Annotated in this window: 15 protein-coding genes; 7 read left to right on the top strand and 8 right to left on the bottom strand. The window is 68.9% G+C overall.

Annotated features, from left to right (window positions below; genetic code table 11):
- Nucleotides 1-20: 20 nt before the first annotated feature.
- Nucleotides 21-338 (bottom strand): hypothetical protein, encoded by a 318-nt coding sequence (locus tag ACZ6C6_RS26715; RefSeq protein WP_469206012.1) that lies wholly within the window; start codon nt 336-338, stop codon nt 21-23.
- 277 nt (nt 339-615) lie between these two features.
- Between ACZ6C6_RS26715 and rpsF the strand changes: the two genes are divergently transcribed.
- The 4 genes from rpsF (at nt 616) to rplI (ending at nt 2320) form a co-directional block, all read left to right on the top strand.
- Entirely contained in the window at nt 616-906 is a 291-nt protein-coding gene (gene rpsF, locus ACZ6C6_RS26710; RefSeq protein WP_018101872.1) for a 30S ribosomal protein S6, read from the top strand.
- A 72-nt stretch (nt 907-978) separates the two neighbouring features.
- Nucleotides 979-1575, top strand: coding sequence for a single-stranded DNA-binding protein (locus tag ACZ6C6_RS26705; protein WP_018522065.1), 597 nt, complete (start codon nt 979-981; stop codon nt 1573-1575).
- A 43-nt stretch (nt 1576-1618) separates the two neighbouring features.
- Complete coding sequence (gene rpsR / locus ACZ6C6_RS26700; RefSeq protein WP_003967857.1) at nt 1619-1855, top strand: 30S ribosomal protein S18; 237 nt, start codon at nt 1619-1621, stop codon at nt 1853-1855.
- An 18-nt stretch (nt 1856-1873) separates the two neighbouring features.
- A complete protein-coding gene (gene rplI, locus ACZ6C6_RS26695; RefSeq protein ID WP_143617560.1) occupies nt 1874-2320 on the top strand; it encodes a 50S ribosomal protein L9 in 447 nt (148 codons plus the stop codon).
- 86 nt (nt 2321-2406) lie between these two features.
- Here the strand turns inward: rplI and ACZ6C6_RS26690 are convergent, their stop codons facing one another.
- Entirely contained in the window at nt 2407-3744 is a 1338-nt protein-coding gene (locus ACZ6C6_RS26690; RefSeq protein ID WP_469206009.1) for an MATE family efflux transporter, read from the bottom strand.
- Nucleotides 3745-4203: 459 nt separating this feature from the next.
- Between ACZ6C6_RS26690 and dnaB the strand changes: the two genes are divergently transcribed.
- Together dnaB and ACZ6C6_RS26680 are read left to right on the top strand one after the other, a co-directional pair.
- On the top strand, nt 4204-5682 hold the full coding sequence (dnaB, locus tag ACZ6C6_RS26685) for a replicative DNA helicase (protein WP_469206007.1): 1479 nt from the start codon (nt 4204-4206) through the stop codon (nt 5680-5682).
- Nucleotides 5683-5741: 59 nt separating this feature from the next.
- Nucleotides 5742-7124 (top strand): serine hydrolase domain-containing protein, encoded by a 1383-nt coding sequence (locus ACZ6C6_RS26680; RefSeq protein ID WP_469206006.1) that lies wholly within the window; start codon nt 5742-5744, stop codon nt 7122-7124.
- A 63-nt stretch (nt 7125-7187) separates the two neighbouring features.
- Here the strand turns inward: ACZ6C6_RS26680 and ACZ6C6_RS26675 are convergent, their stop codons facing one another.
- From ACZ6C6_RS26675 to ACZ6C6_RS26665, 3 genes are read right to left on the bottom strand one after another with little or no spacing between them, the layout of a single operon-like run.
- Nucleotides 7188-8351, bottom strand: coding sequence for a winged helix DNA-binding domain-containing protein (locus ACZ6C6_RS26675; protein WP_469206004.1), 1164 nt, complete (start codon nt 8349-8351; stop codon nt 7188-7190).
- A 33-nt stretch (nt 8352-8384) separates the two neighbouring features.
- A complete protein-coding gene (locus ACZ6C6_RS26670; RefSeq protein ID WP_469206002.1) occupies nt 8385-8837 on the bottom strand; it encodes a GNAT family N-acetyltransferase in 453 nt (150 codons plus the stop codon).
- A gap of 28 nt (nt 8838-8865) precedes the next feature.
- Nucleotides 8866-9327, bottom strand: coding sequence for a MarR family winged helix-turn-helix transcriptional regulator (locus tag ACZ6C6_RS26665; RefSeq protein WP_469206000.1), 462 nt, complete (start codon nt 9325-9327; stop codon nt 8866-8868).
- A gap of 137 nt (nt 9328-9464) precedes the next feature.
- Here ACZ6C6_RS26665 and ACZ6C6_RS26660 point away from each other — a divergent pair, with 137 nt between their 5' ends.
- Nucleotides 9465-10676, top strand: a complete 1212-nt coding sequence (locus ACZ6C6_RS26660) for an MFS transporter (RefSeq protein ID WP_469205999.1) — start codon at nt 9465-9467, stop codon at nt 10674-10676.
- Nucleotides 10677-10685: 9 nt separating this feature from the next.
- Here the strand turns inward: ACZ6C6_RS26660 and ACZ6C6_RS26655 are convergent, their stop codons facing one another.
- The 3 genes from ACZ6C6_RS26655 to ACZ6C6_RS26645 all read right to left on the bottom strand — a co-directional run bounded on the left by ACZ6C6_RS26655 (nt 10686) and on the right by ACZ6C6_RS26645 (nt 13182).
- The gene (locus ACZ6C6_RS26655) at nt 10686-11570 is read right to left on the bottom strand and encodes a GNAT family N-acetyltransferase (RefSeq protein WP_469205996.1); all 885 of its coding nucleotides are present in this window, start codon (nt 11568-11570) and stop codon (nt 10686-10688) included.
- A 172-nt stretch (nt 11571-11742) separates the two neighbouring features.
- The gene (locus ACZ6C6_RS26650; protein WP_073966680.1) at nt 11743-12222 is read right to left on the bottom strand and encodes an NUDIX domain-containing protein; all 480 of its coding nucleotides are present in this window, start codon (nt 12220-12222) and stop codon (nt 11743-11745) included.
- Nucleotides 12223-12285: 63 nt separating this feature from the next.
- Nucleotides 12286-13182, bottom strand: coding sequence for a LysR family transcriptional regulator (locus ACZ6C6_RS26645; protein ID WP_469205994.1), 897 nt, complete (start codon nt 13180-13182; stop codon nt 12286-12288).
- Nucleotides 13183-13342 lie beyond the last annotated feature (160 nt).

The raw sequence follows: 13342 nt of genomic DNA, 5'->3' as shown, positions 1-13342 counted from the left end.
GCCCGGGCCGGACCCGGAGGTCAGCCGATCACGCCGCCGAAGAGACCGCCGTGGGCCATGCCGAGGAAGAACCCGATGGCGGACGCGCCCATGCCGATGATCAGTGGGAACCTCTCGCGCGTGGTGACGGAGATGTACTGGCCGTACGCCCCCGTGAGGATCCCGATGAGGCCCGCCCACGAGCTGAGCAGGTGCAGGTTGTGGAACATCGCCGAGATGAAGGCGAGGGCGCCGAGGACGAGCGTGACCACCACGAGCGCGTCCTGCAGCGGATGGGGCCTGCCGTCCGTGGCGAAGAGGGAGACGGAGGGGCGGCGGGTCCGTGTTACGTGTGCCATGGAGTACCTCCTGGCCGACATGCGGCGCTTCGTGGCGCCGCTCACACCCGATGTGTACAGATTGCGTCCCCTGACCACCGGATTTCAACCGGAAGGCGGTCTGCGGGTACTCTGGTGGGTCTGCACCGGTGTCTGCCCAGGCCAGCACGGACCGCCCCTCCTCACCGAGGGCACTGTCAGTGGTGGCTGTTTTACTCGGGCACCGTTGCTCAACGCATCACGACCCTCCTGCCACGGAACGACCGTGGCCGCTGAGTCCAAAGGAGGTGGGTTCCACATGCGTCACTACGAGGTGATGGTCATCCTCGACCCCGATCTCGAGGAGCGGGCAGTCTCCCCGCTGATCGAGAACTTCCTCTCCGTCGTCCGTGAGGGCGAAGGAAAGGTTGAGAAGGTCGACACCTGGGGCCGTCGTCGGCTCGCTTACGAGATCAAGAAGAAGCCCGAGGGCATCTACTCGGTCATCGACCTGCAGGCCGAGCCTGCGGTCGTCAAGGAGCTCGACCGCCAGATGAACCTGAACGAGTCGGTCCTCCGGACCAAGGTCCTCCGTCCCGAGATTCACTGAGCTTTCAGCTCAGTGGTCATCGGGTCCGAGTAGCAGCAAGCAGCCAAGAAATCCCCGCCGAGAGGTTCACCCATGGCAGGCGAGACCGTCATCACGGTCGTCGGCAATCTCGTCGACGACCCCGAGCTGCGCTTCACCCCGTCCGGTGCGGCGGTCGCGAAGTTCCGTGTCGCGTCCACTCCCCGCATCTTCGACCGGCAGACCAATGAGTGGAAGGACGGCGAAGGCCTGTTCCTCACCTGCTCGGTCTGGCGGCAGGCGGCGGAGAACGTCGCCGAGTCGCTCACGCGAGGCATGCGCGTTGTCGTGCAGGGCCGGCTGAAGCAGCGGTCGTACGAAGACCGCGAGGGCGTCAAGCGCACGGTCTACGAGCTGGATGTCGAGGAAGTCGGCCCCAGCCTCAAGAACGCCACGGCCAAGGTCACCAAGACCACCGGTCGCGGTGGCCAGGGCGGCCAGGGTGGATACGGCGGCGGCCAGCAGGGTGGCGGTAACTGGGGCGGCGGTCCCGGTGGTGGCCAGCAGGGTGGTGGCGGTGCTCCCGCCGACGACCCGTGGGCCACGAGCGCTCCGGCCGGCGGCCAGGGCGGGGGCCAGCAGGGCGGAGGCGGTTGGGGCGGAAGCTCCGGCGGCTCCGGCGGCGGCTACTCGGACGAGCCCCCCTTCTAGGGAAGCTCGTACTCCCACTTCTTGATCACACAGGAGAAACACCATGGCGAAGCCGCCTGTGCGCAAGCCTAAGAAGAAGGTCTGCGCGTTCTGCAAGGACAAGACCCAGTACGTGGACTACAAGGACACGAACATGCTGCGGAAGTTCATTTCCGACCGCGGCAAGATCCGTGCCCGCCGCGTCACCGGCAACTGCACGCAGCACCAGCGTGACGTCGCCACGGCAGTCAAGAACAGCCGTGAGATGGCGCTGCTGCCCTACACGTCCACCGCGCGATAAGGGAAGGGTGACCGAAACATGAAGATCATCCTCACCCACGAGGTCACTGGCCTCGGTGCTGCGGGCGACGTCGTGGACGTCAAGGACGGGTACGCCCGTAACTACCTGGTTCCGCGTGGCTTTGCCATCCGCTGGACCAAGGGTGGCGAGAAGGACGTGGCGCAGATCCGCCGCGCCCGCAAGATCCACGAGATCGCCACGATCGAGCAGGCCAACGAGGTCAAGGCCAAGCTGGAGGCCGTGAAGGTCCGTCTGGCCGTTCGCTCCGGCGACGCCGGCCGCCTCTTCGGCTCCGTCACCCCGGCCGACATCGCTTCGGCGATCAAGGCCGCCGGTGGCCCGGACGTCGACAAGCGTCGCGTCGAGCTGGGCTCGCCGATCAAGACGCTCGGCGGGCACCAGGTGTCCGTGCGTCTGCACCCCGAGGTCGCTGCGAAGCTCGGCGTCGAGGTCGTTGCTGCCTGATCGGGCCGCACCTCAGCAGAACAGTGAAGGGCCGCACCCTCCGGGGTGCGGCCCTTCGCCGTTTCACGTGAAACATGGCGGGTCGGTCAGCGGGTCGCGCCGGTGACGAGCCACTTTCCGGAGCGGGTACGGAGCCAGAGCGTCGCCAACCGAACGATCATCATCAGCGCCATCGCGGCCCACAGGGCGGCGAGCCCGCCGCCCAGAGTGGGGACCAGGAGGGCCGCGGGGGCGAAGACGGCCAGCGTCACGAGCATGGCCCAAGCCAGGTACGGTCCGTCGCCGGCGCCCATCAGCACGCCGTCCAGCACGAAGACGACGCCGGCGATCGGCTGGGTGGCCGCCACCACCAGCAGGGCGGGCAGCAGGGCGTCCTGAACCGCCGTGTCGCTGGTGAACAGCGGGACGAACAGCGGGCGGGCCAGGACGATCAGGACGCCCAGCACCACACCGGACGCGATGCCCCACTCCACCATCCGGCGGCAGGCCTCGCGTGCGCCCTGCGCGTCGCCCGCGCCCAGATAGCGCCCGATGATCGCCTGCCCGGCGATGGCGATGGCGTCGAGGGCGAAGGCCATCAGGCTCCACAAGGAGAGGACGATCTGGTGGGCGGCGATGTCGGTGTCGCCGAGCCGGGCGGCGACCGCCGTGGCGATGAGCAGGACGGCCCGTAGTGACAACGTCCGAACCAGGAGGGGCGCACCCGCTTGGGCGCAGGCCCTGATACCTGCGGCGTCGGGGCGCAGCGATGCGCCGTGGCGGCGGGCGCCCCGCACGACGACGACCAGATACGCGGCCGCCATCGCGAACTGGGCGATGACGGTGCCCCAGGCCGAGCCGGCGATGCCCAGACCGGCGCCGTAGACGAGGACGGCGTTGAGGGCTGCGTTGGCGGCGAAGCCGCCGATGGCTACGTAGAGCGGGGTGCGGGTGTCCTGGAGGCCCCGGAGTACGCCGGTCGCGGCCAGCACCACCAGCATGGCGGGGATGCCGAGGCTGGAGATGCGCAGATAGGTGATCGCGTGGGGTGCCGCTGTGGAGGATGCCCCGAAGACATCGGTGAGCCAGGGGGCGAGGGGCAGTGTCAAAGCGATGACGGCGCCACCGAGAAGGAGTGCCAGCCAGATGCCGTCCATGCCCTGGCGGATCGCGGACGCGAGATCTCCGGCGCCCACCCGGCGGGCGACCGCTGCGGTGGTGGCGTAGGCGAGGAATACGAAGATGCTCACCGCGGTCGTCAGCAGGGCGGCGGCTACCGCCAGTCCGGCCAGCTGGGGGGTGCCGAGATGGCCGACGATGGCGCTGTCGACCATCACGAAAAGCGGCTCGGCCACGAGCGCGCCGAAGGCCGGGACGGCGAGCGCGATGATCTCGCGGTCGTGCCGTCGGCGGCGGGAAGACGGGGTTCCCTGCGGCTGGATCATGGCAGCCAATCTAATCTTCCACAGGTAAGAGATGCAATCAGCTGTGGGCCCTTACATTTGCTTGCCTGTGGGTAACTCTTGCACCGGACACACGATGAACTCGCCCCGACTCTCCAACTTTTTCTCCCCCACAGCCGGTGGACGGGAAAAGGGCAGGTCACGGCGGTATTTGCAGGTGGTCTATGAGTTTGTCCACAGTGCTGTCCCCTGGTCCGTGCACAGGTTCCGGGGGGTTCTCCACAGCATCTGCCCGCTCGTCCACAGGGCCTGTGGATAACCAGATTGGCTGACGGTGCCGAGCCGCCTACCGTAGTCCGGCGCCCCCACTCTGTTTCGGCTCTGCGAGACCGCAGAACTCGACACACCGGAACCGGAGTCGGGGGTCTTGTTTGTCGGTGCCGTGCCGTAAGAAAGAGGAGCACGGCTAGGTCCGCGGAGCGGACGGGAGGAGGTGGCCGGATGAGCATTCCCGAACCTTTGGACGACCCTTGGGCGGACACCGGCCCCAGTGACCGGCTGCCCGTCTCCCGCCAGCGCCGGGGTGAGGACCGGGACCGGGGCGACCGCCACGACCGCGGCCGTGAGTCCGCCGACTGGGAGGGCGGTACCGCCGGCTTCGAGCGGGTGCCGCCCCAGGACCTGGACGCGGAGCAGTCCGTGCTCGGCGGCATGCTCCTGTCCAAGGACGCCATCGCCGACGTCGTGGAGATCATCAAGGGCCACGACTTCTACCGCCCCGCGCACGAGACCGTCTATCAGGCGATCCTCGACCTCTATGCCAAGGGCGAGCCCGCCGACCCGATCACCGTGGCCGCCGAGCTGGTCAAGCGTGGCGAGATCACCAAGGTGGGCGGGGCGCCCTATCTGCACACTCTGGTCCAGTCGGTGCCCACGGCGGCCAACGCCTCGTACTACGCGGAGATCGTCCACGAACGCGCTGTCCTGCGGCGGCTTGTGGAAGCCGGTACGAAGATCACGCAGATGGGATACGCGGCCGACGGCGATGTCGATGACATCGTGAACTCGGCCCAGGCGGAGATCTACGCCGTCACCGAGCAGCGGACCAGCGAGGACTATCTGCCGCTCGGGGACATCATGGAAGGCGCCCTGGACGAGATCGAGGCGATCGGTTCCCGCAGCGGCGAAATGACGGGCGTGCCCACCGGGTTCACCGATCTCGATGCCCTGACCAACGGTCTGCACCCGGGCCAGATGGTCGTCATCGCGGCCCGTCCCGCCATGGGTAAGTCGACCCTGGCCCTGGACTTCGCCCGGGCCTGTTCGATCAAGAGCAATATGCCCAGCGTGATCTTCTCCCTGGAAATGGGACGGAACGAGATCGCGATGCGTCTGCTGTCCGCCGAAGCGCGTGTGGCCCTGCACCACATGCGCTCGGGCACGATGACCGACGAGGACTGGACGCGGCTGGCCAGGCGGATGCCGGACGTCTCCGCGGCCCCGCTCTACATTGACGACTCCCCCAACCTCTCCATGATGGAGATTCGGGCGAAGTGCCGTCGCCTCAAGCAGCGCAACGATCTCAAGCTGGTGGTCATCGACTATCTCCAGCTGATGCAGTCCGGCGGTTCGAAGCGTGCCGAGAGCCGTCAGCAGGAGGTCTCCGACATGTCGCGAAACCTCAAGCTCCTGGCCAAGGAGCTCCAGCTTCCGGTCATCGCGCTCTCCCAGCTGAACCGTGGCCCCGAGCAGCGCACGGACAAGAAGCCGATGGTCTCCGACCTCCGTGAGTCCGGCTCCATCGAGCAGGACGCCGACATGGTCATCCTGCTGCACCGCGAGGACGCGTACGAGAAGGAGTCGCCGCGCGCCGGCGAGGCGGACCTGATCGTGGCCAAGCACCGAAACGGCCCCACGGCGACGATCACCGTCGCCTTCCAGGGCCACTACTCCCGCTTCGTGGACATGGCGCAGACCTGACCGGCAGGCGACCGTGAAATGCGCTCGCCACACGTCGGCGCAGGCGGTACTTGTTGACGATGACTTCTCCAGCTGAACCCTTGCTTCCCGGCACCCAGCGGGCCTTGCTGCATCGCGTCGCCACAGCTCAGGCCGAAGGCCGTACCCCTTCTCTCGTCGCCGCCGTGCAACGACAGGGGCAGGTGGTTTGGGAGGGTGCGCGCAGTTGCGTCGACGGTCATGCTCCGGACTCCGACACGCAGTTCAGAATCGGGTCCCTGACCAAGACCTTCACCGCCGTTCTGGTGATGCGACTGCGTGACGAAGGACTGCTCGACCTGGCGGATCCGCTGGAGAAGCACCTGCCGGGCACCGGTGCGGGGGGCGTGACTCTTTATCAGCTGCTCAGCCACAGCGCGGGGCTCGGAGCCGAGACGACCGCGCCCTGGTGGGAGCGGACCCCCGGCAGCCTGCGGCCCACGCTCGCCGATGTTCTCGATGAGCAGGTCGGGATGCACCCGCCCGGCAACCGGCACCACTACTCGAATCCGGGCTACACACTGCTCGGTTCCCTGGTCGAGGCCGTGCGCGGGGCGTCCTGGGAAGAGGTGCTGCGCCGCGAGGTGCTCGAACCTCTCGGGATGCACCGGACGAGTTCGCTTCCACAGGCTCCGCACGCCGGCGGCTGGGCGGTGCATCCCTGGGCGGACGCCCTGCTTCCCGAACCGGCGGAGGACCTGGGCCTGATGGCGCCTGCCGGACAGCTCTGGTCCACGACCGCGGATCTGCTCCGCTTCGCCGCCTTCCTCGCCGAGGGCGACGACCGAGTGCTGGCCTCGGCTTCCGTGGAGGAGATGAAGCAGCCGTCGGCCGCTCCCGCACCTGGTGAGTGGGTCGATCACTACGGCCTGGGACTGCAACTGGTCCGGCGCAAGGACCGTACCTTCATCGGGCATACGGGCTCGCTTCCCGGCTTCCTGGCCGCCCTCTGGGTCAGCGCCGAGGACGATGTGACGGCCGTGGTGCTCGTCAACGCGACGTCGGGGGTCGCGATCGGTGAGGTGGCCGCCGACCTGGTGGACATCGTCGCCGAGGCCGAGCCCCGCATTCCCGAGCCGTGGCGCCCGCTGCCCGAGGTGGACATGGAGCTTCTTGCCCTGACGGGACCGTGGTACTGGGCCACGCGCCCCAACATCCTGACCCTGACCGCCGATCGCGGGCTGGAGCTGCGGCCGGTGAACGGGCAGGGCCGGGGCGCCCGCTTCACCGCGCGCCCCGATGGCACCTGGGTCGGCCTGGACGGCTACTACGCGGGGGAGACGCTGCGGATCGCGCGGAACGCGGACGGCAGCGTGAGCCACCTCGACCTCGGGTCCTTCGTCTTCACTCGTGAGCCGTACGGCCCCGCCCCGGCGGTGCCCGGCGGTGTGGACGAGGAGGGGTGGCGCGGCCTGGGGGACTGAGCGCAGTCCGACGCGCTCAGAACAGGGGCTGCCCGTTTCACGTGAAACGGGCAGCAGCTCCGCTCAGGCCGTCAACTCCCGTTCCAACGGGGTCCGGAAGCGCGGGGTGATCCGGGCTTCCCCCACCAAGGCCGCCAGCCGGGCCGCCTCGGCCTCGATCGCTGCCGTGGCCTCCCGGCCGGGATCGGTCAGCAGCCGCCAGGTGAGCTCACCGTCGCCTCGCTGGGCCCAGCCGCCCACGATCCGGCCCTCCCACCACACCGTGGGGCCGATGTTGCCCGAGCGGTCGAAGAGGGCCGCGCGGTGCTCGGCCGGCAGATGGAAGCCGCGGTCCGCCCAGCCCATGCCGCTCGGGTCGAGGCCGGGCAGCAGCGCCGCCCAGGGGGCCAGGGCAGGCTGAGGTTCCGTGTCTCCGGGGGCGACCCAGGCCGACGCCCCGTTGTCGAGACGTACCTCCACGGCTCCGACCGCTGCAAGAGCGGTACGCACCTCGCGGGTGCCCCAGCCGGTCCACCACTTCAGGTCCGCCTCGGTGCCGGGGCCGTACGCCCGGAGCCAGCGCAGGGCCAGTTCCGCCTGGGCCGGAGCGGTCTCCTCCACCGGCCTGGGGTGGGACAGGGCCCAGCGGAACTGGCTGGAGGTCCAGGAGCCCCGTGGCCGGTCCCTGCGGATCCTGCCCTCGGCGGCCAGCACCCGGATCACCCTGGTGGCGACGCCCTGGACCGCTTCCTGCTTCTTTCCGGGGAAAATGGTGATCTTTGTGCGGAGGGCCGGCACACCGGCAGCGAGTTGGCTGCCCGAGACCGGACCGCTGCCTTTCAGGAAGTCGAGGGCGCTTCTCTCGGTCTCATTGAGCCAGCGCTCGTCCAAACCGTTCCCGTCCTCGCGGAGGTGCTTGAGCAGGTTGCGGCGCTCCTTGGCGGCCACAGCCCGCGCGTTTGCCGCCTCGACATAAGGGGCCACCTCGTCCGACACGACGAAGAGGGTGTTGCGCATGGAGAGCATCCGTACCAGCGAGACGTCGTCGTAGAGGCACCGCTCCACCGCCGCGACGTCCGGCTCGGCGAGCCTGGCGCAGGCCGAGAGGAAGACGGTGGCGGCGTCGGTCGCGTGGAGTGCGACGACGGCGTCGGCCACCTCGACGGGCGATGCCGCCCGTTCCTCCGGGGCCAGCAGATGGCGGCGGACGATACGGATACGGCGCTGTTCGTCACTGATGCGTTGCACGTCGGCTCCTCCGAAACACGGCAGGCAGGCAGGTCAGAGAGCGAGTTTGAAGCCCACATGGCTGGCGACGAACCCCAGCCGCTCGTAGAAGCGATGCGCGTCGGTGCGGGACACGTCGGAGGTGAGCTGCACCAGTTGGCAGCTCTGCCGGCGTGATTCGTCCACCGCCCACTGGATCAGCCTGGTGCCGAGACCGCTGCCCCGTTCATCCGCGTGGATGCGGACACCCTCGATCACGGACCGGGTCGAACCACGCCGGGACAGCCCCGGGATCACGGTCAGCTGCAGAGTCCCGACCACGCGCTCCTCGCGCACGGCGACCATCATGTGCTGATTCGGATCGTCGGCCAGATGCCGGAGCGCCGCTCGGTAGGGAGCGAGGTCGTCCGGCGACTCCCGCTGCGCACCCAGCGGGTCGTCCGCGAGCAGGCCCACGATCGCGGCCAGATCGTCAGCGGTCGCGCGGCGTATCTCCAGATCGCTCATGATCCGCAGCCTACGCAGTCGACAGGCTTTACGCGGGAACGGCCTTCAGTTCCTCGACGGCCCGGACGAGCGGGGCCAGTTCGGGATTCTCGGCGGCCTCGTCGAGCGCGATGCGCAGGGCGCGGTCATTGGTGGGCCGGGCCTCGGAGAGCAGCGTGAGCCCGTCAGGGGTGACATCGGTGTAGATGCCCCTCCGGTCGGTGTCACAGAGATATCGGGTCAGGAGCCCGCGATCTTCGAGGCGGGTGACCAGGCGCGTGGTGGCGCTCTGGCTCAGTCCGACGGCGTCCGCCACCTGCTTCATCTGCAGGTGTCCGCCCGGGCCGCTGTGCTGTCGGCTGAGCACGTCCAGCAGGGAGTACTCGCGCACGCTCAGGTCGTGACCGCTCTGCAGGGCGCGCTCGATACGGCTCTCGATCCTGCCGTGGAGCAGGGACAGTGCGATCCAGCCCTGGGAGAGGGCGGTGAGGGCCGGGTCCGTGGCTGTCATGTTCTCTCCTTCGTGCTGGAGCCGCTTACATCCAGAGTAGCCGACTGCCGCAATAGTCGGCGCTTGCAATTAAAGAGCGTCTGCAATTATTGTCTGTGCGTGTAAGGCGCAGTAGCAATCGTTTGGGAAGGGAACCCATGCCGCTCGCACTCCTCGCCCTGGCCATCGGGGCATTCGGTATCGGAACCACCGAGTTCGTGGTCATGGGGCTGCTTCCCGAGGTGGCCGCCGAGTTCCAGGTGTCCATCCCGGCCGCAGGCTTCCTGGCCACGGGCTATGCGCTCGGAGTCGTGCTCGGGGCGCCGCTGATGACCGCGCTCGGCACGAAGGTCAGCCGCAAGCGGATGCTGATGATCCTTATGGGCCTGTTCATCGTCGGCAATGTGGTCACAGCCACCGCTCCCGTTTTCGACGTCATGGTCGTCGGCCGCGTGATCGCCTCGCTCGCCCACGGTGCCTTCTTCGGTATCGGAGCGGTCGTGGCGGCCGATCTGGTAGCTCCGCAGAAGAAGGCCGGCGCCATCGCCCTGATGTTCACCGGGCTCACCGTCGCCAACGTCGTCGGGGTGCCCGTGGGCACCTATATCGGCCAGCACTCCGGCTGGCGGGTCACGTTCTTCCTGGTCGCCGCGCTGGGTGTCCTCGGCCTGCTCGGTGTCGCCCGGCTCGTTCCCGAACAGCCCCGAGCCGAGGGCGTCAGGCTGCGGCAGGAAGTCGCGGCCTTCCGGAACGTGCAGGTCCTGCTCGCCATGGCGATGACGGTCCTTGGATTCGGCGGCGTCTTCGCGGCGATCACCTACATCACACCGATGATGACGGAGACCGCCGGGTACTCGTCCTCCGCCGTCACCTGGCTGCTGGTCCTCTTCGGCCTCGGCATGGTCGTCGGCAACCTGATCGGCGGCAGGTACGCCGACCGCCGTCCCACGCTCATGCTCTCCGTGTCGCTGAGTGGCCTCGCCCTGGTCCTGGCCCTGTTCACCCTGACCGCCCACAACAAGATCGCGGCCGCCGCCACCCTCGTCCTGATCGGCGCCTTTGGCTTCGCGACCGTGCCTCCGCTCCAGAAGCGGGTGCTCGACCAGGCGGTCGACGCCCCGACGCTGGCCTCCGCGATGAACATCGGTGCCTTCAACCTCGGCAACGCGCTCGCGGCATGGCTCGGCGGAATCGTCATCGGTGCCGGTTTCGGCTACACCGCCCCCAACTGGGTCGGAGCGGTACTCGCGGCATCGGCTCTGGTACTCGCCCTCGCCTCCAGCGCGCTGGAGCGGCGTACGACCGCACCGAGCCGCCTCGTCGTCACCCACACCCCGGAGTCGGCAGAAGTTCCCCAACCACGGAGCTGACTCCGGGGATCAGCCCGTGGCCAGGCTGAAGGGCGCGAAGTACCGGGGCCAGTCCGCGTACTGCCGCCCGCCGAGCGCCATCAATGTGGTCTCCGAGTTCGACCGCAGCCCACAGCGTCCGAGCCAGTCCAGCAGCTCCTCGTGGCGGGCGTCGACGTCCACGCGCAGCGGCCGGTCCGTCGCCTCGGCCAGCGAGGCCACGAGCAGCTTCGCCGTGGAGGTGTCCTTGGCGATCAGCGGCCCGACCGCATGGTTCGGCGCGCTCGGCGAGAGCGCGGCGAATCCGGTCAGCTCCCCGTCCTCCTCGGCGACCCGCAGGTGATCGGCGAACGTCGGGAGCCGGGTCAGGAGGTGCGTACGGTCGAGCCCGAAGACGACCGAATCCAGCCGGACCACCGCTCGCAGATCATGGGCGGAAGCGGACCGGATGACGGTCCCCGAGCTGCCGAGAGGTTTCGGGCCGGCTGCCGCGGCCGGTGCGAAGGCCCCGGTCAGGCGTACGGTGCGCCCCACCGGCGCGAATCCGAGATCCTCGTAGAGGGGGCGGCCCGCCGCTGTCGCATGGAGGCTGAGCGGGGTGTCCCCGGCGGCCTCGATGACCCGTTCCATGAGATACCGGCCGACTCCACGCCGGGCATGGCGCCCGGCAACCAGCAGCATTCCGACGGCGGCCAGCTCGGAGCCGTACGAGACCAGCACGCAGCTCGCCATCAGGCCCTTGCTGCCCGGGTCATCGATGCCGTAGCCCGTACCGGCCGCGAGCAGCAGGGTCCAGCGCTCCTCATCGCGTGGCCAGCCCCGGTCCTCGCTGAGATCGGCGCAGGCGACCAGGTCGTCCCGAGTGAGGCGTCGGATGGGGAGATCGGACAGCGGGTGGGGCAATGAGCTGGGCATACGGGCCAGGCTCTCCGACCGATGATCGCCCGTCCACCGCTTTAGCGGAACTGGCCGAGTACCGCAGGGAAAAATTGAGCCCGCCCTGGGCTGCGAGCAGTTTCACGTGAAACACGGACAGGCGCGGGAGCCGACGCCGTGCGAGCCGGCACCGTATGGTCCCGCGCCCGCGTCAGCCCAGGTCGGCGGCGTGCAAGGCGCGAACCCCCTCGATATTGCCGTCCAGATAGTGCCGCAACGACAGCGGCACGAGGTGCACCGCGGCGATGCCGACCCGGCTGAAGGGCACGCGCACGACGTCGTACTCGCCGCAGGGGGCGTCGATCTCGGGGCCGTGGCGAAGGGACAGGTCCATGGAGTCGAGGCGGCAGACGAAGAAGTGCTGGACCTTGACGCCCTTCACCCCGCCCTCCTCGATGTGTTCCACGGTGTCTACGAAGCAGGGCACCACATCAGTGATCTTGGCTCCCAGCTCCTCGTCCACCTCGCGGTGCAGAGCGTCGACAACAGTGGCGTCCTCGGGCTCGACCCCGCCACCCGGCGTGAGCCAGTACGGATCCACCCCGGGCTTGGTGCGCTTGATGAGGATGAGGTCGTCACCGTCGAGCAGGATGGCGCGTGCGGTGCGCTTGACCACAGGACGTTCGGTCATGGCAGAAGCGTGGCCCACGGGACCCGTTCTGAAACACCGGGGCGCTGTCGGGTGCTCCTGCGGTCACCAGTCGGCCGCCGCCCGCAGCAGCCACTCGTGTGCCCGGGCGAGATGAGGAAGCGCGAGCGTGCCGGTCCGCGCGGCCAGGAAGTACGTGCGCAGTGGCGGGACCGGAGGATCGAGAAGCGCCACGACCTCGCCGCGTTCCAGCGCGCCCTCGCACAGGTAGCGCGGCAGCACGGCAAGCCCGGCACCGGCGGCCGTGCACTCCAGAACCGCCCGCAGGTCCGGGGCGATGACCGCGCCGGCGGCCGCGGGCGCGCTGTCGAAGACGGCGGCCCAATAGCGGGAGACGAGCGGCAGGCTCTCGTGCACCTCCACCACGGGCAGCTGCTCCAGGACCACGGGGCCGTTGTGTCGTAGCGTGCCCGGCCCCAGCCGTCCGGCCCAGCGCGGGGCTGCGACCAGGACGTGCTCCTCGTCGCAGAGCGGAGTGGCGGTAAGCAGTTCCCCGCGCGGCCGGACCGTCACGATGGCCAGGTCGTGGTGACCGGCGGCCAGACCCTCCAAGATCTCGTCCGTGTCGGCGGAGAACGAACCGCGCAGCGCGAGGCCCTGGGTGATCAGCGGTGTGAGCGCGGGCAGGACACGCTGGGAGAGGAACTCCGGTGGCCCCGCCAGATGCAGGGTCCGTACGCCCGACTCCTCATCGAGGTCGGTCTCGGCGATCTCGACCAGTGCGTCCAGGTGCGGGGCGGCCCGGTGTGCGAGTTCGTCGCCGATCGTCGTCGGGGTCACTCCCCGGGCCCTGCGCAGGAACAGCGGGCGGCCCAGCTGTCGTTCCAGGGTGCGTATCTGGGAAGTCACGGCGGGCTGCGAGAGGCCCAGCAGCGCGGCGGCGCGGGTGAACGAGCCCGCCCGGTGGACCGTGACGAAGGTGCGCAGCAGGGCCAGATCCACGCGTCGCCCCCTCCCGCCCTCACGCAGTGACGTGTCCGATGGGACCCCGGACAACCATAAATATGTCGATAGGTCGCTGACGCTACTGTGATTGGACACTGACGCAGAGTCAACTAGCCTTGTCGAGGCGGCTCTTCACGAGGAGAACGGGAGGGGCCGG

It is taken from the genome of Streptomyces sp. NPDC041814, from assembly GCF_055590565.1.
The sequence above is the reverse complement of the archived record's forward strand: the minus strand, read 5'-3'. Positions and strand labels throughout refer to the sequence as shown.